This is a genomic window from Nocardioides sp., assembly GCF_041913365.1.
In the GTDB taxonomy this organism is placed as follows: domain Bacteria; phylum Actinomycetota; class Actinomycetes; order Propionibacteriales; family Nocardioidaceae; genus Nocardioides.
The window spans coordinates 1-20347 of record NZ_JAYSFM010000002.1; the positions used below are offsets into that span (position 1 = coordinate 1).

Annotated in this window: 16 protein-coding genes; 13 read left to right on the forward strand and 3 right to left on the reverse strand. The window is 73.0% G+C overall.

Going from position 1 to position 20347, the window contains the following annotated elements; translation table 11 throughout:
* Nucleotides 1–245 precede the first annotated feature (245 nt).
* Nucleotides 246–623, forward strand: a complete 378-nt coding sequence (locus ACE3QY_RS05080) for a single-stranded DNA-binding protein (RefSeq protein ID WP_374454924.1) — start codon at nucleotides 246–248, stop codon at nucleotides 621–623.
* Here ACE3QY_RS05080 and ACE3QY_RS05085 read toward each other — a convergent pair.
* Nucleotides 598–1713, reverse strand: a complete 1116-nt coding sequence (locus ACE3QY_RS05085) for a DUF1015 family protein (protein ID WP_374454925.1) — start codon at nucleotides 1711–1713, stop codon at nucleotides 598–600. The two genes, ACE3QY_RS05080 and ACE3QY_RS05085, sit on opposite strands and share 26 nt — an antisense overlap.
* Nucleotides 1714–1761: 48 nt before the next feature.
* Between ACE3QY_RS05085 and ACE3QY_RS05090 the strand changes: the two genes are divergently transcribed.
* From ACE3QY_RS05090 to ACE3QY_RS05125, 8 genes are read left to right on the forward strand one after another with little or no spacing between them, the layout of a single operon-like run.
* Nucleotides 1762–2781, forward strand: a complete 1020-nt coding sequence (locus ACE3QY_RS05090; protein ID WP_374454926.1) for an HAD-IIA family hydrolase — start codon at nucleotides 1762–1764, stop codon at nucleotides 2779–2781.
* Nucleotides 2782–2791: 10 nt separating this feature from the next.
* Nucleotides 2792–3058 carry a hypothetical protein gene (locus tag ACE3QY_RS05095; protein WP_374454927.1) on the forward strand — a complete coding sequence of 89 codons (267 nt, stop codon included), beginning with the start codon at nucleotides 2792–2794 and terminating at the stop codon, nucleotides 3056–3058.
* A 5-nt stretch (nucleotides 3059–3063) separates the two neighbouring features.
* A complete protein-coding gene (locus ACE3QY_RS05100; RefSeq protein ID WP_374454928.1) occupies nucleotides 3064–3903 on the forward strand; it encodes a TlyA family RNA methyltransferase in 840 nt (279 codons plus the stop codon).
* Nucleotides 3900–4859, forward strand: a complete 960-nt coding sequence (locus tag ACE3QY_RS05105) for an NAD kinase (RefSeq protein WP_374454929.1) — start codon at nucleotides 3900–3902, stop codon at nucleotides 4857–4859. Before ACE3QY_RS05100 ends, ACE3QY_RS05105 begins: the two co-directional genes overlap by 4 nt.
* A complete protein-coding gene (gene recN, locus ACE3QY_RS05110) occupies nucleotides 4852–6624 on the forward strand; it encodes a DNA repair protein RecN (RefSeq protein ID WP_374454930.1) in 1773 nt (590 codons plus the stop codon). The genes ACE3QY_RS05105 and recN overlap by 8 nt, the downstream gene beginning before the upstream one ends.
* Nucleotides 6625–6639: 15 nt before the next feature.
* Entirely contained in the window at nucleotides 6640–7839 is a 1200-nt protein-coding gene (steA, locus tag ACE3QY_RS05115; RefSeq protein WP_374454931.1) for a putative cytokinetic ring protein SteA, read from the forward strand.
* Complete coding sequence (locus ACE3QY_RS05120) at nucleotides 7836–8729, forward strand: copper transporter (protein WP_374454932.1); 894 nt, start codon at nucleotides 7836–7838, stop codon at nucleotides 8727–8729. The genes steA and ACE3QY_RS05120 overlap by 4 nt, the downstream gene beginning before the upstream one ends.
* 11 nt (nucleotides 8730–8740) lie before the next feature.
* Nucleotides 8741–10438: a CTP synthase gene (locus ACE3QY_RS05125; RefSeq protein ID WP_374454933.1), complete on the forward strand. Its 1698-nt coding sequence runs from the start codon at nucleotides 8741–8743 to the stop codon at nucleotides 10436–10438.
* Between the two features lie 97 nt (nucleotides 10439–10535).
* On the opposite strand, the gene ACE3QY_RS05130 is transcribed toward ACE3QY_RS05125, so the two are convergent.
* Together ACE3QY_RS05130 and pepN are read right to left on the reverse strand one after the other, a co-directional pair.
* On the reverse strand, nucleotides 10536–11834 hold the full coding sequence (locus ACE3QY_RS05130; RefSeq protein WP_374454934.1) for an ISL3 family transposase: 1299 nt from the start codon (nucleotides 11832–11834) through the stop codon (nucleotides 10536–10538).
* A 147-nt stretch (nucleotides 11835–11981) separates the two neighbouring features.
* Nucleotides 11982–14429: an aminopeptidase N gene (gene pepN, locus ACE3QY_RS05135; protein WP_374454935.1), complete on the reverse strand. Its 2448-nt coding sequence runs from the start codon at nucleotides 14427–14429 to the stop codon at nucleotides 11982–11984.
* A gap of 46 nt (nucleotides 14430–14475) precedes the next feature.
* Between pepN and ACE3QY_RS05140 the strand changes: the two genes are divergently transcribed.
* The 4 genes from ACE3QY_RS05140 to ACE3QY_RS05155 all read left to right on the forward strand — a co-directional run bounded on the left by ACE3QY_RS05140 (nucleotide 14476) and on the right by ACE3QY_RS05155 (nucleotide 20347).
* Nucleotides 14476–15108: an NUDIX domain-containing protein gene (locus ACE3QY_RS05140; protein WP_374454936.1), complete on the forward strand. Its 633-nt coding sequence runs from the start codon at nucleotides 14476–14478 to the stop codon at nucleotides 15106–15108.
* 78 nt (nucleotides 15109–15186) lie between these two features.
* A complete protein-coding gene (gene ald / locus ACE3QY_RS05145) occupies nucleotides 15187–16302 on the forward strand; it encodes an alanine dehydrogenase (protein WP_374454937.1) in 1116 nt (371 codons plus the stop codon).
* Entirely contained in the window at nucleotides 16299–17231 is a 933-nt protein-coding gene (gene xerD / locus ACE3QY_RS05150; RefSeq protein WP_374454938.1) for a site-specific tyrosine recombinase XerD, read from the forward strand. Before ald ends, xerD begins: the two co-directional genes overlap by 4 nt.
* Nucleotides 17228–20347, forward strand: a complete 3120-nt coding sequence (locus ACE3QY_RS05155) for a BTAD domain-containing putative transcriptional regulator (RefSeq protein ID WP_374454939.1) — start codon at nucleotides 17228–17230, stop codon at nucleotides 20345–20347. The genes xerD and ACE3QY_RS05155 overlap by 4 nt, the downstream gene beginning before the upstream one ends.

The window sequence follows — 20347 nt, forward strand, 5'->3', positions numbered from 1 at the left end:
GATGGTACTGCAACCGAGAGGTTGTGGGAGAGTAGGACGCCGCCGGACATACATTGTGGAAGTGGGGTCACCTTCGGGTGGCCCCACTTCTGCATTTCCGGAAGCGTTGCGCGTCCAGTCGGCCCACGTTCATGGCCACCAAGTGTCCACAGACGCGGCGGGTCGGCCGTTGTCCACAGGGCTCGGAGCGCAGCTCCGAAGGGTGTCGGTCGACTCCGCGAACGTGGTGCGCCAGGAGGTGCACTGTGGAGAAGACACAGATCAAGGAATCGGCCACGGATGAGGTCGGGGCCAACGACGTACGACTGGTGGGCAGGGTCACCGGAGAGCCGTCAGCGCTGGAGCTGCCGAGCGGGGACGTCCTGGTGACGTTCCGCATCTCGGTGCCGAGGAATGGTCGAGCCGGACCGCGGCAGGGCCGTGCTCAGGGCGTCGACTCGGTGCCCTGCACGGTCTGGAGCCCGCGGTTGCGGCGGAGCGTGCTCGGCTGGCGTGCCGGCGACGTCGTGGAGGTGAGCGGCGCAGTGCGGTGCCGATTCTTCCAGGCCGGCGGTGCGACGAGGTCGCGCGTGGAGGTCGAGGCGTCGTCCGCCAGGATCATCCGCCGGTCACCGGCCGCATGATCACGCCGAGGCTCGGCTTGGGCTGGAAGGACGTCGCCTTCTCCGGGAGCAGGCCACCCGACTCGATGAGGTCCTGCACCTGGGCGAAGTCCGGGCTCGGCAGGAGGACGGCAGGCGAGCTCGCGGAGGCGCCGGCCAGGGCCGCGTCCACGGTGTGGTGGTGCTGGATCTTCCCCAGCCCGCGGGGGAGCAGCGGCAGAGCGCGCTCATGCAGCCACGCGACCGCCGCTTGCCGGCCGAGGTCCAGGGGGGCGACCGTGCGCCAGGTGTCGCCGTCCGTGAGCACGAGGTGGGTGCTGTCGAGGGCGCTGAGCGCATGCTGACGTCTGCTCGTGGTGACGTCCGCGCCCAGCGAGCGGACCGCGTCGGTGAGCTCGTCCACCGTGGTGCCCGTGAGGGTGCGGTGGATGGCGCCGAGGAAGAGGGGAGTGTCGTCCTGGTCGACGATCATCGCGAGGCCGGCGTCCCACGGGGTGCCGGGGTTGTCCTCCTGCAGCCGCAGGTAGGCCGCGTAGCGGTGGTGCCCGTCGGCGAGGAGGCACCGGGTGCGGGCGAGCGAGTCGGCTATGGCCTCGAGCCGGGCGGTGTCACGGATCGCCCAGATCCGTTGGCGCTGGCCGGTGCGGTCGAGGTAGCGCCACGTCGGCCGGGTGCGGGCGACCTCGCTCACCAGGGTGCGCAGCGCCGGGTCCCCGTGGTGGACGAGGAGGATGGGCGCCGGGTTGAGGTCCATCTGCAGCATCCGGTCGGCGAGCTCGCCGGCCTGCTCGGGGTGGATCGCCTCGTGCGGCCACACGGCGCGCTCGGCGGGGGTGTCGGCGCGGCGCGACATGTCGAGTGCTCCGACGAGGCCACGGACGGTGAGGCCGCCGGCGGTGTACTCGTGCAGGTAGATCGCAGGCTCGGTGTCCGACGTGGCCCGGCCCTGGTCGATCCACTGGGTCAGGCGGGCGGCGACGTCACGGTAGGGTCGCGCCAGCGCTCGAGCCGATGCCGGGTCCCCGACGCGCGCCGGAGCCAGCATGACCGCCCGGAACGGGAGGAGCGTGAGGGGCTTCGCGACGTACGGGGGCACGACGGTGAAGTCCATCGGAGCATCGTAGGGGGACGCTGGTCACAGTCCGGAGAGGGGTGGAGCATGCTCGAGGAGTCGACGAGTCCGATCCTGGAGGCGCACGACCTCGTGATGTTCGACCTCGACGGAGTGGTCTACGTCGGCGGCCACGCGATCGACGGCGTGGCCGACCGCGTCGAGCGGGTGCGAGCGGCCGGCGTCCACGTCGCCTTCGTGACCAACAACGCCTCGCGCACCCCCGACCAGGTGGCGCAGAAGCTCCTCGATGTCGGAGTCGCCGCGCAGGCCTCCGACGTCGTGACCAGTGCCCAGGCAGCCGCCCGGCTGCTCGCGGAGGAGCACGGCGAGGGCGCCAAGGTGCTGCTCCTCGGCGGCGAGGGACTGCGGGTGGCGCTGGCCGAGGCCGGTCTCGAGCCGGTGACGGATCCCGAGGGTGCGGTCGCCGTGGCGAGCGGCTACGGGCCCGACGTGCGGTGGCGCGACATCATGCGGGTCTCCACCCTGGTGCGCGACGGCCTGCCCTACGTCGCCAGCAACGCCGACATGACGATCCCGACGCCCTACGGCATCGCACCCGGCCACGGTGTGCTCGTGAGGACCATCACGGGCTTCGCAGGTGTGGAGGCGACCGTGGCGGGCAAGCCGGAGAAGCCGCTGATGGAGGAGACCGTGCTCCGGGTGGGAGGGGACCGGCCGATCATGGTCGGCGACCGGCTCGACACCGACATCGAGGGCGCGCACGCCGTCGGCGTACCGTCCCTGCTGGTGCTGACCGGCGTGACCTGGCTCGAGCAGCTCGTGGCGGCCACCCCGGAGCTGCGGCCGACGTACATCTCCCCGACGTTGGCGGGGCTCTTCGAGCCGCACCCGGCGCCCACCGTGGACGATGGAGCGGTGCGGCTGGGCGGCTGGACGGCGACCGTCGACACCGGCCGCCTGGTGGTCGACGGCGACGGCAGCGACGCGGACTGGTGGCGGGTGGCCGCGGTGGCTGGCTGGCGCCACCTCGATGCCACGGGCACGCCCGTCGACGTCGTCGACACGACCCCGCCCGGGCCGGTCCGGCAGCTCGGCGCCGAGTAGGCTCGCGGCCATGGACCAGGTCTCCGACGACACGTCACCCGAGCCCCACGAGGCCGATGGCGCACCGTCCGGTGAGCCGATCGCCGACGCACGCCCGCCGGTCGACTACGAGCCGACCGGCGTCGAGTCGGTCGACCGGGTGCTGGCCGAGGTGGCGACGGTCGTCGACCGGCCGGTGGGGGAGCACGTCGAGGTGTTCGAGCGTGCCCACGAGCAGCTGCGGCGCGCGCTCGACGCCCAGCCCGGTCCGGCGTCCGAGGGCGGACAGGGCGCCTGACGCACGTGCCCCCACGACGACTTCGCCTCGACCAGGAGCTGGTCCGTCGCGGCCTTGCCCGGTCGCGCGAGCACGCGAGCGAGCTGGTGGCCGCCGGCCGGGTCACGGTCTCCGGTGCGGTGGCGACCAAGCCGGCCACCGGTGTGACGACCGACGTGGCGATCGTGGTGCGCGATGACCCGACGTCGGTCGACTACGTCTCGCGCGGGGGACACAAGCTCGCGGGCGCCCTCGAGGCGTTCGCCGCGCACGGGCTCACCGCTGAGGGCAAGCGCTGCCTCGACGCCGGCGCGTCCACGGGCGGGTTCACCGACGTCCTGCTGCGTGCCGGGGCGCGGGAGGTGGTCGCGGTCGACGTGGGCTACGGCCAGCTGGCGTGGTCCCTGCAGAGCGATGAGCGCGTAGTCGTCCACGACCGCACCAACATCCGGGAGCTGACCCTCGACGTCGTGGGCGAGCCCGTCGACCTCGTGGTGGGCGACCTGTCCTTCATCTCCCTCGCCCTCGTCCTCGACCCGCTGCTGTCGGTGACGCGCGAGGACGGCGCGCTCGCGCTGATGGTCAAGCCGCAGTTCGAGGTCGGCAAGGACCGCGTCGGCAAGGGCGGCGTGGTGCGCGACCTCGCGCTGCGGGCGGAGGCGGTGACGACGATCGCCGACCTGGCCGCCGCACGCGGCTGGGGCGCGGTCGCGGTGACGGTCAGTCCGCTGCCCGGGCCGTCGGGCAACGTGGAGTTCTTCCTGCTGCTGCGCCACGGCGCGGCGGCGATCGGCGCCGACGACATCCGTGCCGAGGTCGGCCGTGCGGCCTCGCTGGGGGTGGCGGGTGAGAGGGTGGACCCGTGACCGACGAGACCCCGGTGCGCCGCGTGCTGGTGCTGGCCCACACCGGGCGTGCGGAGGTGCGCGAGGTCGCGCGCGAGTGCGTCCGGTCGCTGACCGAGCACGGCATCGCCGTACGCCTCCTGGCCGACGAGGCCGATGACCTCGGGCTCGGCCCGGACCCGCTCACAGAGGGGCTCGTGGAGACCACCGTCGCCGAGGACGTGCCGGGCGAGGGGTGCGAGCTGGTCCTGGTGATCGGTGGCGACGGATCGATCCTGCGCGCCGCGGAGGTCACCCACCAGACCAGCACCCCGCTGCTCGGCGTCAACCTCGGCCACGTCGGCTTCCTCGCCGAGGCCGAGCAGGAGGACGTCGAGTCCACCATCAGCGCGATCGTGAACCGCACCTACACCGCCGAGGATCGCCTGACCCTCGACGTCCGGGTCGTCAACGGCAAGGAGACGCTGTTCTCGACGTTCGCCCTCAACGAGGCCAGCGTCGAGAAGGCTGCTCGCGAGCGCATGCTCGAGGTCGTCGTCGAGGTCGACGGCCGCCCGTTGTCCCGCTGGGGCTGCGACGGGGTCGTGTGCGCGACACCGACGGGGTCGACGGCGTACAACTTCAGCGCCGGGGGCCCGGTGGTCTGGCCCGAGGTCGAGGCGCTGCTGATGGTGCCGCTGAGCGCCCACGCGCTGTTCGCCCGGCCGATGGTCGTCGCGCCGACCTCCGTGCTCGCCATCGAGGTGCTGGCCAACACCGAGGGCTCCGGGGTGCTGTGGTGCGACGGCCGCCGCTCGGTGGACCTGCCGCCGGGCGCGCGGATCGAGGTCCGGCGCGGCGAGCGGCCGGTGCGCCTGGTGCGGCTGCACGCGGCGCCCTTCACCGACCGGCTCGTGGCGAAGTTCGACCTGCCCGTCGAGGGGTGGCGCGGCGCGGCCGAGCGTCGTCGCAGGGACAACGGTGACGCCGATGCTTGAGGAGCTGCGGATCAGCTCGCTCGGCGTCATCGACTCCTCGACGCTCGAGCTCGGACCCGGACTGACCGTCATCACGGGCGAGACCGGTGCCGGCAAGACGATGGTGGTGACCGCCCTCGGGCTGCTGCTGGGCGGGCGGGCCGACTCCGGTGCGGTGCGGTCGGGTGCCAAGCAGGCGCGCGTGGAGGGCGTCGTCGCGGCGGGCTCGCTCGAGACGTTCCGCGAGGCCGTGGAGGACTCCGGCGGCGAGGTCGAGGACGACCAGGTCGTCCTCGCCCGCAACGTGGCGGCCCAGGGCCGCTCGCGCGCCTGGGTCGGCGGCGCCGCAGTGCCCGTCACCACCCTGGCCGAGCTCGCGGAGCCGCTGGTCGCGGTGCACGGGCAGTCCGACCAGCACCGGCTGCTGAAGGCGGGCGCTCAGCGCGCGTCGCTCGACCGCTTCGGCGGGGTGGAGCTCGCCGACACCGCGGCGGCGTACGCCGCGCGGTGGGCCGACCTGGCACAGACCGAACGGACCCTCGCCGACGTCGTCGGGTCGGCCCGGGAGCGGGCGCGCGAGGCCGACCAGCTGAGGTTCGGGCTCGGCGAGGTCGAGGCGGTCGACCCGCAGCCGGGGGAGGACGCCGACCTGGCGTCCGAGGAGACCCGGCTGGGCTTCGCCGACACCCTGCGCACCGCCGCCGAGCAGGCGCGCGAGGCGCTTTCCAGCGACGAGGGCACGGTCGACGCGCTCGCCACGACCAGCGCGGCGCGACAGGCCCTCGAGGGGGTCCGGGAGCACGACGCGACCGCCGGTGAGCTGGCCGACCGGCTCGCCGAGCTGAGCCACCTCCTCGTCGACCTGGCTGGCGACGTCGCCTCCTACGCCGCGTCCCTGGAGACCGATCCGGCGCGCCTGGCCGCCGTCTCCGAGCGCCGGGCGGCGCTGACCGCGCTCACGCGGAAGTACGGCGAGACCATCGACGAGGTCCTCGCCTGGGCCGAGGAAGGTGCCAAGCGGCTGCTCGACCTCGAGGACACCGACGGCCAGATCGCCGAGCTCGAGGAGCGTCGCGACGCCATCCGCGGCGAGCTCGGCGAGCTCGCGGCACGGCTCAGCGACCAGCGGGCGCAGGCGGCGACCCGCCTCGGAGCCGCCGTGAGCGAGGAGCTCACCTCCCTCGCCATGCCCCACGCGACCGTCACCATCGCCGTCACCCAGCGGGAGGTGCCCGCGCCCGAGACGCCCGCCGGACCGATCCTGCTCGTCGGTGGCCGCTGGCTCCGGGCGACCGCCCAGGGAGTCGACGACGTGGAGTTCCTGCTCGCCGCCAACACCGGAGCCGACGCCCGGCCGCTGCACAAGGGTGCGTCGGGCGGTGAGCTCTCCCGCGTGATGCTCGCGCTGGAGGTCTCGCTCGCCGAGACGGGCTCGGTGCCGACCTTCGTCTTCGACGAGGTCGACGCGGGGGTCGGCGGCAAGGCGGCGATCGAGGTCGGCCGGCGGCTCGCGGCACTGGCCCGCAGCTCGCAGGTGCTGGTGGTCACGCACCTGCCGCAGGTGGCGGCGTACGCCGACCGGCACGTCGTGGTCCACAAGTCGAGCGACGGGTCGGTGACCACGTCCGGCCTGGTCACCCTCGACGAGGGAAGCCGCGAGCAGGAGCTCTCCCGGATGCTGGCCGGCGTCGAGGACTCCGAGAGCGCTCGCGCGCACGCCCGGGAGCTGCTCGACGCCGCCGCGCCCGAGCGGGCGTGCCTCCCCGAAGGGCAGGGGCGCGGCTGACACCATGGCGCGGTCATGAAGTTCGCAGTCCGCTCCCGTCCAGCCCCCGCCCTGCCGGGCGTGCACGGCCCCGCCCGGATCCACCGGCGCACGGCCAGCGTCCTCGGTCGACTCACCGCCGGTGACGTCGCCGTCATCGACCACACCGACATGGACCGCGACACCGCGCAGTCCCTCGTCGACGCCGGCGTCGTGGCCGTGGTCAACGCGGGGCCCATGATCTCCGGGCGCTACCCGAACCTCGGTCCCGAGCGCCTCGTCGAGGCCGGCGTGGTCGTCGTCGACAACGCCGGGCCCGAGGTCTTCGACCGGCTCAAGGACGGCACCGACGTCCGCATCGACGGCGGCGCGGTCTACGCGGGCGACACCCTGGTCGCGCCGGCGCGCGAGCTCACCGAGGAGCTCGTCCGCTCGGAGATGGACGAGGCGCGCAGCGGGCTGGCCGCGCAGCTGGACAGCTTCACGCACAACACGACCGAGTTCCTGCGCCGTGAGCAGGACCTGCTGCTGCACGGCCACGGCGTGCCCCGGACCGCCACGGAGATGGCCGGGCGGCCGGTGGTCGTCGCCGTCCGCTCGCACGGGTGGGAGGATGAGCTGCGCGGTATCAAGCCGTTCGTGCGCGAGCAGAAACCCGTCCTGATCGGCGTGGACCGGGGTGCGGACGCCCTCGCCAGCGCCGGCCACCGGCCCGACGTCGTGGTCGTGACCGGCGGCAGCGACGACCTGCCCAGCGCCGCCGTGCTCCGCAAGGCGCGCGACGTCGTGGTGCTCGTCGAGCGGGGCGCGGCGCGCAGCGCGACGGAGCACTTCGAGCGGATCGGTGTGCGGGCCCTGCGGTTCGAGACCACGGCGACGACCGAGGACGCGGCCCTGCTCCTGGCGTCGGCCCGGGACGCGGCCCTCATCGTGGGCGTCGGCATGCACGCCACGCTCAACGAGTTCCTCGACCGTCGCCGTGCCGGCCTCGCCAGCACCTTCCTGACCCGGCTCAAGCTCGGCCCCGACCTCGTGGACGCCGCCGCGCTGCCCCGCCTGTACGACGGTGCCGTGCGGCCCCGGCACCTGCTGGGCGCCGTCGTGGCCGGGCTGCTCGCCGTCGGCGCGGCCGTGAGCGTCACCCCGGTGGGCCAGCAGTGGGTGGACGACGCCTCGCCGGCGGTCTCCCGCACCACCTCAGACCTGATCGACAACGTACGAGGAATTCTCCCGTGATCACCCTGCGTCACCACGTCCTGACCATCGTCGCCGTCTTCCTGGCCCTCGCGGCCGGGATCGTGCTCGGCGGCGGCCCGCTCTCCGACGTCGGCGCCACCGTGACGACCGCCAGCAAGGAGAAGGACGCCGCGCCTGCAGGGGACAGCCCCCAGGCCGCCTACAACGGCTCGTTCGTGGACGCGCTCGAGCCGACGCTGCTCGGGGCCAGGCTCGCCGAGCGGTCGGTGGCCGTGGTCACCGTGCCGGGGGCCGACGAGCGGGTCGTGACCGCCCTGGCCGACGCGATCAACAGGGCAGGCGGGAGCATCAGCGCCCGCTACTCCCTCTCCGATGATCTGGTCGACCCCACCCAGAAGTCGCTCGTCGACACCCTGGGCAGCCAGCTCCTCACGCAGCAGACCAAGGACGCGGTCGCCGCGGAGGCGTCGACGTACGACCGGATCGGGCAGCTGCTCGGGCTCGCGGTCGCCGGCAAGGACGCCGAGGGCGAGGAGGTCACCGGCAAGGGCCGCGCCATCCTCGACGCGATCAGCGGCGCCGGCCTGATGGCCGAGCCCGGGAGGGTCGGGCGGCGAGCGCCGCTCGTGCTGCTGGTGCTGGGCACCGACGCCGACGACGAGGGCGCCGACGCGATCCTGGCCGGCCTGGCCGAGGGCCTCGCCGCGCAGGCCACCGGCGTCGTGGTCGCGGGCACCACAGCCGACGGCGCGTCGGGCCAGCTCGGCAGGCTCCGGGCCGACCCGGCCGCCGCCGCGGTCGCCAGCGTGGACGGCACCGACACCACCGCCGGCCGGGTGGCGACGATCCTCTCTCTCCAGCGCGCGCTGGGCACGCAGGGCGGATCCTTCGGAGCGTCGGGTTCGGACGGACCGCTCCCTCTCGGGTAGGATCGAAGCCCGTGAAGAGCCGCACGCCGACCAAGCACGTATTCGTGACCGGAGGCGTCGCCTCCTCCCTCGGCAAGGGGCTCACCGCCTCCAGCCTGGGCAACCTGCTCAAGGCGCGCGGACTGCGCGTCACGATGCAGAAGCTCGATCCGTACCTCAACGTGGACCCGGGCACGATGAACCCGTTCCAGCACGGTGAGGTCTTCGTGACCAACGACGGGGCCGAGACCGACCTCGACATCGGGCACTACGAGCGGTTCCTCGACACCGACCTCAACCAGATCGCGAACGTGACGACCGGTCAGGTGTACTCCACGGTGATCGCGAAGGAGCGACGCGGCGACTACCTGGGCGACACCGTCCAGGTCATCCCGCACATCACCAACGAGATCAAGGACCGCATCCTCGCGATGGGCGGCCCGGACTTCGACGTGGTGATCACCGAGATCGGCGGCACGGTCGGTGACATCGAGTCGCTGCCGTTCCTCGAGGCGGCCCGTCAGACGCGCCACGAGATCGGCCGCGACAACTGCTTCTTCATCCACGTCTCGCTGGTGCCCTACATCGGCCCGTCCGGTGAGCTGAAGACCAAGCCCACCCAGCACTCCGTGGCCGCGCTCCGGTCGATCGGCATCCAGCCCGACGCCATCGTGTGCCGGGCCGACCGCGAGCTGCCCGAGGGCATCAAGCGCAAGATCGCGCTGATGTGCGACGTCGACGACGACGCCGTGGTCACCGCCGCGGATGCCCCGTCGATCTACGACATTCCGAAGGTGCTGCACCGCGAGGGCCTCGATGCCTACGTCGTACGCCGTCTCGACCTGCCGTTCCGCGACGTCGACTGGACCACGTGGGACGACCTGCTGCGCCGGGTGCACCACCCGTCGGAGGAGGTCACCGTCGCCCTCGTCGGCAAGTACATCGACCTCCCCGACGCCTACCTCTCCGTCAGCGAGGCGCTGCGCGCCGGCGGCTTCGCCCACGAGGCCAAGGTCAACATCCGCTGGGTCGCCTCCGACGAGTGCGAGACCGAGGCGGGGGCCGCTCGGCAGCTCGCCGACGTGGACGCCGTCCTGGTGCCGGGCGGCTTCGGCGTGCGCGGCATCGAGGGCAAGCTCGGCGCGCTGCACTACAGCCGGACCCACGGCATTCCGACCCTGGGGCTGTGCCTGGGCCTGCAGTGCATGGTCATCGAGTACGCCCGCAACGTCGCCGGCCTGGAGAAGGCGGGCTCGACGGAGTTCGACCCCGACACGGTCGAGCCGGTGATCTCCACCATCGAGGAGCAGAAGAAGTACGTCGAGGGCGCGGGCGACCTCGGCGGCACCATGCGACTCGGCCTGCAGCACGCCGAGCTGGCCGAGGGCAGCGTCGTGCGCACGGCGTACGGCACGGGCACCATCGAGGAGCGCCACCGCCACCGCTACGAGTTTAACGACGCCTACCGCGAGACTCTCGCGGAGGCCGGCCTGGTCTTCTCGGGGATCAACCCCGACCTCGGCCTGGTCGAGTTCGTCGAGCTGCCGGCCGACGTGCACCCCTACTACGTCGCCACGCAGGCGCACCCGGAGCTGCGCTCGCGCCCGACGCGCCCGCACCCGCTGTTCGCCGGGCTGGTCGGAGCGGCCATCGAGCGGCAGCGCTCCGAGCGGTTCCCGATCGACGAGTCGGGCCTGCGCCGCAAGGACGAGGTCGAGGCAGAGGCCTGAGGAGGCTTGTCGGGCTCTCACTGAACATGTCAGGGCGTGCACGGCCTGACATGATCAGCGATCCCCGGTCAGCCGGCTCTCCTGACTGATGTGTGGGTCAGGTCCGGCCTGGGAGGGCTGGTCGGTGAGGGCCGCGGCTGAGCATCGCGAGGGCGATGAGGGGTTGGGGTGAGTGGAAGCCGAACGCGATGCGGGTGAGGAGTCGGATCTTGGTGTTCACGGACTCGACGAGGGCGTTGGACAGCCCGTGGGTGATGGTGGACTCGACCCGCTCTCGGATGGCCGTAATGCGTGTGGCTAGGCGGGTCATTTCGGGGACGTCGCTGTGGGTGGCCCAGGCGAGCCATTCGTCGAGGGCATCGAGTCCGGCGCGGCCGCGCATGCGCAGTAGCAGGCGTAGTCCTTCCTTGATCCGGTAGGCATCCCACAGCTCGGGGTGGGTGGCGGCGATCCAGTTCAGACGCTGTTGTTGGCGTTGGGTGAGGTCCTCGGGGTTCTTCCACAAGGCGTGGCGGGCATCGCGCAGTTCACGGGCAGCGCCGGTGGAGTCATGCCGTTGCCGCCCACGTTCCATGCCGTTCTTGTGGGTGGCACCACCGGCGCGGGCCGTGCGCCAGGCCCGGGCACGCACGTTGCCCAGGGCTTCGTTGGCCCACTTGATGACGTGGAACGGATCGGCGCACTGGATCGCGCCCGGACAGCGTTCGGTGACCACGTGGCTGATCCAGCTGGCTTGGTCGGCCGAGACGTGCGTGATCATGCTGCTGCGTTCGACGCCGAGGTCGTCGAAGAACCGGCGCAGCGTCTCACGGTCACGGCCCGGCTCTGCCCAGACCAGGTGACCGGTGTCGTGGTCGACGACCACCGTCAGATACAGCTGCCCGCGGCGGTAGGAGATTTCGTCGATCCCGATCCGGCGCAGCCCGTCGAGCTGGTCCCCGGCCGGTCCACCGTGCTCAGCCTGGATCTGGGTCCAGACCCGGTCCACGATCGCGCCGACCGTGCGCCACGCGATCCGCATCAGCTCGGTCACCGCGGTCTTGGAAGTCCGCACCACCAGCCAGGCGGCCTGCTGGTCGAAGGTGTGCGTGTGACCCGCACCATGGGCGGCCCACGGCACGTGCGCGACCACCACCCCGTGTGTCGGGCAGCGGACCCGGGGCGCGTCAGCCTCCAAGAACGCCATAACGATCCCGTGGTCCAGGGTCCGCCACCGCCGGCGCCAAGAACCGGCGTCGTAGCCGGGACAACGACGCCGGCACCGGCCACACCGCCCCCGCCGGCGCGCCATCGGTCGCACGTGGAAGACCAGCGAACCATCCGGGTCCTTGGTCACGTTCTCGATCGCAGTGTGCTCAACACCGAGCAGACCGCGCCATAGGCTGACCCCAGGCACGCCGTTCTCCTGTCACTGGTTCCTGTTCTTCGACAGCTCAGAAACCTAGACAGGGAGCGGCGTGCCCCCATTCCAGACGCACCCACCCACCCACAGATGTGTCAGGAGAGCCGGTCAGCCGGGGATCGCTGAAAAGGGGCCGGGAGCTCAGAGCTGGCGCGCCTGGAGGATCCTGCCGAGCACGAACGAGTTCGAGCGGAGCTGGTTGCGGGCGTAGGCCATCAGGCTCTCGTCGTCCGCAGCCTGCTCCGCGGCGGCGAGGAACGTCGCGTCGCCGGCTCCGAGGGGGTACATCGCGCGGATGGTGAGGCCCTGGTTGAGCAGGCCGCCCTTGAGCGTGTGCAGCTCCTCGAGGTAGCGGTGCGCGAACGGCGCGAGCAGCTCGGCCTGGCCGGGACGCCAGAAGGTCGAGCCGAGCACGAGCGTCTCGCGGCTCGCGGGCACGGCGTAGTCGACGAAGAACGCGCGCCAGACCTCCTCCTTGGCCTCCAGGTCGGGGCGGGCGGCGAGGACGGCCAGGCGACGCATGCCGGCATCGGGGTCGGGGTCGGACTCGAGCAGCGCCTTCACCCTGGCCTCGTCGTAGTCGCCCAGCTCGGCGCGGCGCACCGCCATCCGCCAGGCCAGGTCGAGGTCGGTCGCCTGCTCGGCGGCCTCCTCCAGCACCGCCCAGTGGGCGTCGGTCGAGGCGGAGGCGGCCAGCGTGCGCAGCGCCGCCTGCCGGGCGTCCGGCAGCTCCACGAGCCCGGCGGCGGCGTCGGCGAGGCCGCGCAGCAGGTCGGGCGACTCCGCGGCAGGCGCCCAGCGGTCGGCGACCTGGAGCGCCTGGCCGAGGAAGGGCTCGATGAGCGCGGGGCTGGTCTCCGTGGTCAGGGCGCGGGTCAGGGCCGCGGAGACGTCGCGCGGGGCGACGTCGCCCAGCAGCAGCAGCTGGCCCGCCGTGGCGGCGACGAGGGCACGGTCGAGGGGGTCGGTGAACTGCTGGACCCGCTCGAACATCCCCTGCAGCGAGGTCTCGTCGGGCTTGACCGCAGCGAAGGTGTAGTCGCCGGCGTTGACCAGCCGCAGGCCGCCGGCGGGCAGCTCGACGGCGGTCCGCCGTCCGGACACCTCGTGGGAGGACCGCCCGACGGGCGCGAGGTCGTCGCCGGAGGTGTCGAAGACCGCGATGTCGAGGCGGTGCGGCCGCGGCTCCTGGCCGTCGGTGGTGTCGACGACCAGCTCGCCATCGACCAGGGAGATCACGTCGGTGCCCGCCTCGTCGAGCCAGGCCTTGGTCCAGGCCGAGAGGTCACGCCCCGAGGCGCGGGAGTAGCAGTCCATCAGGTCGTCGAGGCGGGTGTTGGAGAAGGCGTAGCGGCTGAAGTAGTCGCGCAGGCCCTCCACGAACGCGTCCTCGCCGATGTAGGCCACCAGCTGGTGCAGCACGCTCTGGCCCTTGACGTAGGTGATCGCGTCGAAGTTCGACATGGCCGCCGACACGTCGGGGACGTCGCTGCGGATCGGGTGGCGGGCCGGGCTCATGTCCATCTCGTACGCCGTGCGCTTGGCGGCGGCGAGGAAGGTGGCCCACTGCTCGGTGAACTCGCTCGCGCCGGCCATGCCCCAGTTGGCGGCCCAGGACGCGAACGCCTCGTTGAGCCAGAGGTCGTCCCACCACTGCATGGTCACCAGGTCGCCGAACCACATGTGGGCCATCTCGTGGAAGATGAACTCCGCGCGGAGGCCGCGCTGGGCGTGGGTCGGGGGAGTGCGGAAGAGCTGACCGTCGCCGTAGGTCACGCAGCCCCAGTTCTCCATCGCGCCGCCCAGGTTGGGCACGAAGACCTGGTCGTAGCGCTCCTGCGGGAACGGGTAGGCGAACCGCTCGCCGAAGAAGGCGAGGCCCTGCCGGGTGAGGGTGACCAGCTCGTCGAGGTCGCGCTCCATCACTGGCACCAGGGACTGGCGGCAGTAGAAGCCGAGGTCGTAGCCGTCGTGCTGGCGGCGCACCTCGTGGAACGGACCCGCGTTGACCACGACGACGTACGTCGAGAGGCGGGGCGTGTCGGGGAAGGTCCAGACGCGGGCGTCGTCGGTGTCGGCGTCGACGACCGACTCGGGAGCGCCGTTGGAGGTCACCAGCCACGAGGAGGGCGCGGTGACGGTGAACCGGTGCGGTGCCTTGAGGTCGGGCTGGTCGAAGCAGGCCCAGACCCGGCGGGCCTCGTCGGGCTCCAGGCTGGTCCAGACGTAGACGAGCTTGTCGGTGGGGTCGACCGTGCGCAGGATGCCCTCGCCGCTGCCCGTGTTGGTGGTGCTGGCCTCGACCACGAGCACGTTGACCTCGGCCAGCGGGGGCAGCGGCAGACGACCATCGGCGGCGGCCGAGACGTCGACCTCCGCACCGTTGAGCGTGGCGCGCGAGACGTCCATCGCGACGTCGACGAAGGTGGTCGCGCCCGGCTCGGAGCAGGTGAAGGTGATGGTGCTGACCGACGACCAGACCTCGCCCTCGAGCAGCCCGGTCAGGTCGACCGCGATGTCGTAGCGCTGCACCTCGAGGAGGTCGGACCGGGTGGCTGCTTCGTGCCGGGTGAGCGTGCTCAACGTCATACGGCTGACCGTACCCACTCTGTCCATCCGCGCTAGCGTGCGGGGCATGTCGCACCCGTCCACGCCCGAGGCCGGACAACCTCCCGCCGAACCGCTCGCCGACCGGCCGATGTCCTGGCCCGTGGTCGAGAGCCGCGACCTGCACCGCGACGACTGGGTGGTGGCGCTGCGCGAGGACACGATCACCCGTCCCGGCCATCCCGAGGAGTTCAGCCGGATCAGCCTCGAGCACCCGGGCGCGGTCGTCGTGCTCGCGGTCGACGCCGACGAGCGGGTGATGTGCCTGCGCCAGTACCGCCACACCAGCGGCCACGAGTTCGTCGAGCTGCCCGCGGGCCTGCGCGACGCCGGTGACGAGCCGGCGGTCGAGACGGCGAAGCGCGAGCTGCAGGAGGAGGTGGAGCTCGAGGCGAGCGACTGGCGGCTGCTGCTGAGCACCTACTCGAGCGCCGGGATCACCGACGAGGTGCACGAGATCTTCCTGGCGCGCGGTCTCACCCACGCGCCGCGCGGGGACTTCGAGATGCGCCACGAGGAGGCGGAGATGGAGCGCTTCTGGGTGCCCTACGACGCGCTCCTCGACGCCGTGCTCGACGGGCGGGTCCGGCAGGGGCCACTCGTGCAGGCGGTGCTGGCGTACTCCGTGCTGAGGAGCCGGGGCACCCTGGACGCCGGGTGACCCCCCGCGGGAGTAGTGTCATCCCGCTGTGAGGCGGCCCACACCGTGGTGGCCGCCCCGATCCCTGAGGAGCAAGGCATGAAGGTCGGCGTACCCAAGGAAGTCAAGAACCGCGAGTACCGCGTGGCCCTGACGCCCATCGGTGTGCACGAGCTGGTCCAGCACGGACACGAGGTCTACGTGCAGAAGACCGCCGGCGAGGGCTCGCTGATCCCCGACGACGAGTACGTCGCTGCCGGCGCGAAGCTGCTCGACACGGCCGACGACGTGTGGGGCACGGCCGACATGATCCTCAAGGTCAAGGAGCCGGTCGCCGAGGAGTACGGCCGGATGCGGGAGGGCCAGACCCTCTTCACCTACCTCCACCTCGCCGCCGACAAGCCGCTCACCGAGGAGCTCCTGGAGCGCAAGGTCACCGGCATCGCCTACGAGACCGTCCAGCTCCCCTCCGGCGGGCTGCCGCTGCTCTACCCGATGTCCGAGGTGGCCGGCTGCCTCGCGCCCCAGGTCGGCGCGTACTCCCTGATGAAGGCCAACGGCGGCCGCGGCGTCCTCATGGGCGGCGTCGGCGGCGTGGCCAACGCCAAGGTCGTCATCATCGGCGCCGGTGTCTCGGGCCAGAACGCCGCCAACATCGCGCTCGGGATGGGCGCCGACGTGACCCTCCTGGACACCGACCTGGACAAGCTGCGGATGTCGTTCTGGCGCTACAACAACCGGGTCCACGGCCTCGCCTCGTCGAAGCTCGCCATCGAGCAGCAGGTGATGGAGGCCGACATGGTCATCGGCGCGGTGCTGATCCCCGGTGCGGCGGCGCCCAAGCTGGTCAGCAACGACCTGGTCTCGCGGATGAAGCCGGGCTCGGTGCTCGTGGACATCGCCATCGACCAGGGCGGCTGCTTCGAGGACTCGCACGCGACGACCCACGACGACCCGACCTACGCGGTGCACGACTCGGTGTTCTACTGCGTGGCCAACATGCCCGGCGCGGTGCCCAACACCTCGACGTACGCCCTCACCAACGCGACGCTGCCCTACGCGGTCGCGCTGGCCGACAAGGGCTGGGAGCAGGCGCTGCGCGACGACCGCAGCCTGGCGCTCGGCCTCAACACCCACGCGGGACAGCTGACCAACGACCCCGTCGGCGCTGCGGTCGGCATCGAGTCGGTGGGACTCGATACCGTTCTGGGGTGAGCTCCGGGGTGACGCTGCGCCGCGCGGTGCGCACCTACCTCGACCACCTCGCGGTCGAGCGCGGCCTGGCCGCCAACACGCTGAGCTCCTACCGGCGTGACCTGACCCGCTACGACGAGTTCCTCGCCCGCCAGGGCATCGAGGACCTGGGCGCGGTCACCGAGGCGACGGTGACCGCGTTCCTCGTCGACCTGCGCGAGGGCAGCGAGGGGCACCCGCCCCTGAGCGCGACGTCCGCGGCGCGCACGGTGGTCGCGGTGCGGGGCTTCCACAAGTTCGCGGTCTCCGACGGTCTCGCGACCGCCGACCCGGCAGCCGCGGTGAAGCCGCCGACGCCCGCCAAGCGCTTGCCGAAGGCGCTGCCGCTCTCCGACGTCGAGGCGATCCTGGAGGCGGCGGGGGCTCCGGACACGCCGCTCGCGCTGCGCGACCGGGCCCTGCTGGAGCTGCTCTACGGCACCGGGGCACGCATCTCCGAGGCGGTCGGCCTCGACGTCGACGACCTCGACACGGTCGACGGCACGGTGCTGCTGCGCGGCAAGGGCGGCAAGGAGCGGCTCGTGCCGGTGGGGACGTACGCACGGGAGGCCGTCGGTGCCTACCTCACCCGGGCGCGCCCCGAGCTCGTGGGCACCGGCCGCGGGGGGCCGGCGATGTTCCTCAACTCCCGCGGCGGCCGGCTGTCCCGGCAGAGCGCGTGGGCGGTGCTGGTGAAGGCCGCCGAGCGCGCCGGGGTGTCCGCCTCGGTGTCCCCGCACACGCTCCGGCACTCGTTCGCCACCCACCTCCTCGACGGCGGCGCGGACGTCCGCGTCGTCCAGGAGCTGCTCGGCCACGCGTCCGTGACGACGACGCAGGTCTACACGCTCGTCACGGTCGACAACCTCCGCGAGGTGTTCGCCACGGCCCACCCGCGGGCGCGGGAATGACGGTCCGCCTCGAGCTCCTCGGCCCGCCCGCCTGGGACGGGACGCCGATCGTGGGGGCCCGGCTGCACGCCCTGCTCGCAGCGCTGGTGCTCGAGCCGCGCGGCCTGTCCGTCACCCAGCTCGTCGAGCAGATCTGGGAGGACGAGCCGCCGGCGACGCCGGGGAAGGCGCTCCAGGTGATCGTGTCGCGGGTGAGGTCAGCGACCGCTCCGCACGCGGTCGACCTCACCGAGACCGGCTACCGCCTCGGGCTGGACCCCGACGAGGTCGACGTGCTGGCCGTCGGGCTGCGGGTGTCCCACGCTCGCGAGCTGCTCCTGGCCGGCGACGCCGTGGCCGCCGCGGAGCAGGCGCAGGCGGCGCGCGACTGGCCCGTCCCCACCGCGGACGCTGCTGCCGGGCCGCTCGCCCGCCTCCGCGAGCTGGCGGGCCACACCTTCGACGCGACGGACGACCTGCTGGGCAGGGCGCTGGCACGGCAGGGGCGGCACGCCGAAGCGCTCCCGCTGCTCGAGGCCGCGGCCGAGCGATGGTCCGACGACGCCGGAGTCCTGGCCGACCTCCTGCGCACCATGGCGGCACTCGGCGGTCCCGCCGTCGCGCTCAGCCGCTACGAGGCCCACCGGCTCGACCTGGCCGAGCGCCTCGGCGTCGACCCGGCACCCGAGCTGCAGCGCCTGCACCGCGAGCTGCTGGCCGCTGACGACCCGGTGCGCACCGGCGTGACGTACGACGCCGCGGGGCTGCTCGGTCGTGAGCAGGACCTCGCCCGGCTCAGGTCGGCGATGGCGGCCTCGCGACTGGTGACGGTGCTCGGACCCGGTGGCATCGGGAAGACCAGCATCGCGCAGGTGCTCGCACGCGAGTCGAGCCTCGCGCGGGTGCACGTGGTGGAGCTGGTCGGTGTCGGAGCGGGCGACGACGTGGTCGTGGCCGTCGGTGCCGCCCTCGGCGTGCGCGGCTCGGTGACGGCACGGACCGCGCTGACGCCCGCCCAGCAGGCCGACGTGCGCGGCCGGCTCGCGCAGGAGCTCGACGCCGGGCCGACGCTGCTCGTCCTCGACAACTGCGAGCACGTGCTGGAGCCGGTGGCCGCGCTGGTCGCCTTCCTGCTCGCCACCACCCGAGACCTGCAGGTGCTGACGACGAGCCGGGCGCCGCTGCGCCTGGCCGCCGAGCGGGCGGTCCCGCTGAGCCAGCTCTCGCCCGGCGACGCCGAGGAGCTCTTCGTGCGACGCGCGTCCGCGACCCGACCCGACGCCGTGCTCGAGCCCGAGGCCGTACGGGCGGTGGTGGGGCGGCTCGACGGCCTGCCGCTGGCCGTGGAGCTGGCCGCGGCCCGGGTGCGCACGATGACCGTCGCCGAGGTGTCGGCGGCCCTCGACGACCGCTTCGCCACGCTGCGCAGCCGCGACCGCACGATGCCCGACCGGCACCGCACGCTCGAGGCAGTGATCGGCTGGTCGTGGGACCTGCTGGCGGCCGACGAGCAGCGTGCGCTCGCCTGGCTGTCGGTGTTCCAGGACGGGTTCGACCGCGCGACCGCGGTGTCCGTGCTGGGCCGGGAGGGGTCCGACCTGGTCGACACGCTGGTCGAGCAGTCCCTCCTGGTGATGGGTGAGGACGGGGGAGCGGCCCGCTTCCGGGCGCTGGAGACGATCCGCGAGTACGCCGCGGCGCAGCTGTCCCGCACCGGCGAGCACGACGTCGCCGTCGAGGCCCAGCACCGCTGGGCGCGCGAGCTCGCCGAGCGGTGCGCCGACCTCGTCCTGGCCGACGACCAGGTGCCCATGGTCGACGTGCTGGTCCGCGAGCAGAACAACCTCACCGACGTGCTCCGGCACGCGCTGTCCGTCGGCGACCGGGAGCTGGTCGCGCGCCTGGTGGCGCTGCTGGGCAGCCTGTGGACCATCACCGGCGACCAGCCGAGGATCTTCGCGATCTGCGACGCGGCCGCCGAGCTGCTGACCGGATGGGCCGTGCCTGCGGGGCTGCACGCGGCCGCGCAGGAGGCGGCCGGGGTGCTGATGATCCACCTGAGCTGGATGCCCGGCGTCGACCTCGGCGGGCTGCGCGGGCTGCTCACGCAGGGGCAGACGCCGACCGGCACGTGGGGCCTCATCGCGCACACGGTCTACGTGGCCGAGGGGCCTACGGCGGAGCGCCTCGCGGAGGTCGCGGCCCGGCAGTCGCGCCCGGCGACCGCTGCGGCGCTGCTGCTGTGGGCGGCGATCGTCTCGGAGAACGCCGGCGACATCGACGCGGCGCGCTCCTTCGCCGAGGACGCGCTCGCCGGTCCGCTGCCGCCCTACCTCCACGCCTCCCTGCACGCTGAGCTGAGCCAGCTCGCGATGGCGGCCGGCGACCACCACCGCGCGGCCCGCCACGCCGAGGTCGCCTGGCCCCAGCTGTCCCGCGTGCACGCGGAGACCGACTCCTACAGCCTCCAGGTCGCGACCGCGATCGCACCCCTCCTCGACGGCGACATCGACACGGCCGCGGCGCTGCTCGAGGGGTTCGGCCCGCCCGACGGCGAGACCGCACAGATGGGCGCCCGCCTCACCTGGCAGACCGCGCACGCGGAGCTCGCGCTCGCGCGCGGGCAGCACGACGAGGCGCTCCGCCGCTACGACGGGATCATCGACCTCGTCCTGGACGCCGACGGCGGCATGGGCGCGTCTCCGTGGCTCGCCCTCGCGGCCTCGGCCGCCCTGGTCAGTCACGCCCGGCACGGGAGCGCCGACGTCGACCCACGGGCCGACGAGCTGCGCGACATGGTCCTCGGCCCCCGGCTCGGCACCCCGGAGGGGACGCTCTGGTTCACCGACCTGCCGCTGAACGGCGTACTGCTGGTGGCGCTGGCGTCGTGGGTGCTGCGCTTCGGCCCCCAGGAGCAGCGCGAGGACGGCGTCCGCCTGCTCGCCGTCGCGCACCGGTGGGCCTACAACCGCAGCATCCCGGTGATGGCGTGGGAGCCGATGCGCGCGATGGCCGAGGAGGCGCTGCCGGGGCGGGTCGACCGGCTCGCCGAGGAGCTGGCCACCCGCCCCGGGCCGGACCTGGTGCCCGACGCAGCCGCGGTCGTCGACCGGTTGCGGCGCGCCTGGACGGCGTGA

Coding starts and splice junctions, on each gene's coding strand:
- ACE3QY_RS05095 (WP_374454927.1), top strand. CDS start 2,792: ATGGACCAGGTCTCCGACGACACGTCACCCGAGCCCCACGAGGCCGAT.
- pepN (WP_374454935.1), bottom strand. CDS start 14,429: ATGACGTTGAGCACGCTCACCCGGCACGAAGCAGCCACCCGGTCCGAC.
- ACE3QY_RS05140 (WP_374454936.1), top strand. CDS start 14,476: ATGTCGCACCCGTCCACGCCCGAGGCCGGACAACCTCCCGCCGAACCG.
- ACE3QY_RS05155 (WP_374454939.1), top strand. CDS start 17,228: ATGACGGTCCGCCTCGAGCTCCTCGGCCCGCCCGCCTGGGACGGGACG.
- ald (WP_374454937.1), top strand. CDS start 15,187: ATGAAGGTCGGCGTACCCAAGGAAGTCAAGAACCGCGAGTACCGCGTG.
- ACE3QY_RS05090 (WP_374454926.1), top strand. CDS start 1,762: ATGCTCGAGGAGTCGACGAGTCCGATCCTGGAGGCGCACGACCTCGTG.
- recN (WP_374454930.1), top strand. CDS start 4,852: ATGCTTGAGGAGCTGCGGATCAGCTCGCTCGGCGTCATCGACTCCTCG.
- steA (WP_374454931.1), top strand. CDS start 6,640: ATGAAGTTCGCAGTCCGCTCCCGTCCAGCCCCCGCCCTGCCGGGCGTG.
- ACE3QY_RS05085 (WP_374454925.1), bottom strand. CDS start 1,713: ATGGACTTCACCGTCGTGCCCCCGTACGTCGCGAAGCCCCTCACGCTC.